The 3,235-nt window shown below is 50.9% G+C and carries 3 protein-coding genes; all 3 read right to left on the bottom strand.

The window, feature by feature from the left end; translation table 11 throughout:
- Positions 1–51: 51 nt before the first annotated feature.
- The 3 genes from ispE to RSA72_RS13030 are packed head-to-tail and all read right to left on the bottom strand — an operon-like array spanning position 52 to position 3,201.
- Complete coding sequence (gene ispE / locus RSA72_RS13040) at positions 52–879, bottom strand: 4-(cytidine 5'-diphospho)-2-C-methyl-D-erythritol kinase (RefSeq protein WP_332624073.1); 828 nt, start codon at positions 877–879, stop codon at positions 52–54.
- Between the two features lie 18 nt (positions 880–897).
- The gene (gene lolB / locus RSA72_RS13035; RefSeq protein WP_332624074.1) at positions 898–1,479 is read right to left on the bottom strand and encodes a lipoprotein insertase outer membrane protein LolB; all 582 of its coding nucleotides are present in this window, start codon (positions 1,477–1,479) and stop codon (positions 898–900) included.
- Positions 1,480–1,488: 9 nt separating this feature from the next.
- The gene (locus tag RSA72_RS13030) at positions 1,489–3,201 is read right to left on the bottom strand and encodes a tetratricopeptide repeat protein (RefSeq protein ID WP_332624077.1); all 1,713 of its coding nucleotides are present in this window, start codon (positions 3,199–3,201) and stop codon (positions 1,489–1,491) included.
- Between the last annotated feature and the right edge of the window lie 34 nt (positions 3,202–3,235).

Raw genomic sequence — 3,235 nt, 5'->3', positions numbered from 1 at the left:
AACGGATGCCGAGATCAAAACCCGGTGCCTTACCACTTGGCGACGCCCCTATCAGACTTTGAATTGACGCAATGGCGATTCCTGCAAACTGCTCACCAGGTAAGATTTACATGGCGCGTTATTCAGAATGTCATGTACATTCATTTCTTCAGTCACTTCAGTAAAAACACAGGCACCTGTACCTGTAAGCTTTGCTGCACCGAACTGATCTAAGTACTGCATCGCTTCATCCACTTCAGGGTATAAGTTTCTTGCCAGAGGCTCAAAGTTATTTCCGAAATTAGACGGCGTTTGCTGATAGGCGCAGAATTTAGAACTCTTCTGGTTTCTTGTCAACGTTTTTTGTGAAAAAAGCAGTTGAGTGCTGATAAAACAGTCAGGTTTCAGCACGATGTACTGTTTTTGATCTAAGTCTATGAATGTTAACTGTTCACCGATGCCTTCCGCCCAGGCATTGCGGCCATGCACAAAAATCGGCACATCTGCGCCTAATTTCACGCCCAGGCCAGCCAGCTGTTCAATGCTTAAGCTGCATTGCCAAAGCTGATTCAGCACAATCAGGGCCGTGGCGGCATTGGATGAGCCGCCGCCGAGCCCCGCACCCATTGGAATGTTTTTTTCGATGAGGATATTCAGGCCGGTGGGCTTTTGCGCAAAAGGCCGCAGCAGCTGGGCTGCGCGGTAGATTAAATTCTGCTCCAGATCAACGCTGCTTAAGCCATTGATGCGGATCTGAGCGGAATCTGCCGGGCTGAATTCCAGCCAGTCATACAAATCAATAAGCTGAAAGATACTCTGCAGCTCATGGTAGCCGTCTTGGCGGCGGCCGGTGATATGCAGGAACAGGTTAAGCTTGGCTGGGGAGGGGACTCGGATCATGGCAATATAGAAATAGAATTAGCGGTTTTGAATAAGCATTGTAATGCGGTTTTCTTTGCCGGTTTCAAGCGCCTGCTTCAAAATCAGCTTATTCGGCAGCGCGGTTTCGCCGTCATAGCTGAAATCGACCGTCCAGCCGTCTTCAAGAATCTGCGCTGGGCGCCCGCTGCCGTCTTTATTGACCTGCGCCTGTACAGTAGCCGGCTTGGCCTGAACCCATTGGGTCAAATGGGTAATCGGCGCTTGCCAGCCCGTTGCGCGCTCCAGCAGTTCTTCAGGCGTAGTTGCGGTGATTAAGCCGGTTTTTGCGCTCTGCAGCGTGACTTCGCCGGGCTTGCCGCTGATCTGGGTTTTGCCTGCGCCTAAAATGCCGCTGAGTTCAATGTCAAATTCATCCTGCTGCTGCGCCCAGGTAAAAAAAGCGCTGCCGGACTGCTGCGGGGTGCGCACGCCGATTTTGCCTTGCAGGCTGAACTGGTTCGGCGCTTCAAGAATTGAGGCGCTGTCCGCCGGCTGCGGCTTGACATAGGGCTGGCAGCCCGCTAAAGCCAGAATGCTGAAGGCCAGAAGCGGCAGGCTGCGTTTTGAAATCATGCGCATAGGATAGATTTAACTCTTTTTGAATTGCTGGGGTAACAATAGCGCACTCAGCTGCTCTAATTGAGGATCATTCGGGTGCTTTTGTTTGAGTTGTTGTAACACGCGGCTGAATTCAGCAAGATTGCCCTGCATGTAGATGGAGCGTGCGTAGCGCACGCCAATTTTCAGGCTGCTGCTGAGTTCGTAGGCCTTTTTCAGCACCCGCGCGGCGGTGGAAAAATCATTCTGCAGAAAGCAGATATAGCCGAGCGTATCCAGAATGGAGGCCTGTTCGGGTGCGTATTCCAGCGCGTGCTCCACATATTTGCGCGCTTCATCCAGCCTGCGGTTCTGCAGGGCCAAAGTATAGGCGTAGGCGTTCAGGTAAGTGGGGCTGTTCGGCTCAATCGCCAGCAGGCTTTTCAGCAGCTTGTCAAGCTTGTCGCGCTCCTGATAGGGGTCGAGCAGCAGCACTTCGGCATAAATCAGTTCCGGGTCATCCGGCAGGTTTTTCACCGCTTCATCCAGCAGGCGCACGGCGGCTTTTTTATTGTCCATGCGCTTTAAAATATCAGCCTGCGCCAAGTACAGAAAGCTGGCGTGCTGCGGATAATTCACCCGTTCCTGGGTTAAAAAGCGCAGGGCATCATTGAGCTTGTCCTGCTGGGCAAAAATGCTGACCATATTGCGCCGGGAAACTGTATACAGGCTGCCGTCCACCAGGCGGTAGTAAGCTTTGGCGGTTTCAAAATGCTGCTTGCGCTCGGCATTCACCGCCAGATAATAATAGGCTTCATTTTGGTACTGCGCAGAGTAGCGCAGCTCCACCAGATATTTTTCCGCCTTTTCATAGTATTCCAAGTCAATGCTGGTCAGCCCGGCGATAAACAGCGCTTCTTCCGCCTTTGGCCATTTTTTTAAAATGTCTTCCAGTTTTTGCAGCGCTAGCTCAGATTCATTGATTTTAATTAAATATTTGACTTCAGCTAAGCGCACTTCCAGATTGCTGCGGTGCTTTTTGCTGGATTTTTCATACCATTTTCGGGTTTCTTCATCATTGCCTAAAGCCGTCAGCAGGTTGGCTTTCATTAAAATATAGCCGGTTGATTTCGGGCGTTTTTTTAAGGCCTGATTGACGGTGTTCAGCGCTTCATGCAATTGCCCGTTCTGCGCTTCAAGGCCGGCAATCAGCACTAAAATGGACGGGTTGCGGCCTTCTTTGCTGGCGCGCAGCGCGCTGATCAGGAAATCGCGGTCATCTGCGGATTCCGGTGAAATTCCGGCCAAAATCTGCTCTAAATCCGCATTCGGGTCAATATTTAAAATTTTATCCAGCGTTTCAGCCGCCGAATCATATTCATGCGCTTTCAGCGCAATGTGCGAGAGGTAAAACAGCGCCGGGACATCTTCCGGCTCCTGCGCTACCCAATGCGTGGCAATGTCTAAAGCGGCCTGCAGGTCATTCTGCTCAATGGCAATATTCAGCGCGCGCTGCTTCACCGCAGTAGAATTGCTTTTAATGGCGAGCACGGTATAGTTGTGCAGGGCTGTTGGAATATCTTGGTAAGCCAGCGCAAACTCTGCGATCATGCTTTGTTTTATGGCATCATAATTTGAATTTGCATGGTAAACTTCTCCAGATGCCCGCACTGGGGCACTGGAAGCCATGCTACCGACCAGCAAGAATGTGGTAGAATACTGCTTGATTGCCGCGCCGCTGAGCCGGCTGTTTGTTTGACGCAATTTTTCTTGATCCAAGTAATGCTTTTTATGACAC

Source organism: Acinetobacter sp. (genome assembly GCF_036659555.1).
Lineage (GTDB): Bacteria > Pseudomonadota > Gammaproteobacteria > Pseudomonadales > Moraxellaceae > Acinetobacter.
This window is presented reverse-complemented; position numbering and strand designations above follow the sequence as displayed.

What these genes read in the sequence shown, in the direction of transcription:
- ispE (WP_332624073.1), bottom strand. Translation starts at nt 879, where the DNA reads ATGATCCGAGTCCCCTCCCCAGCCAAGCTTAACCTGTTCCTGCATATC.
- lolB (WP_332624074.1), bottom strand. Translation starts at nt 1,479, where the DNA reads ATGCGCATGATTTCAAAACGCAGCCTGCCGCTTCTGGCCTTCAGCATT.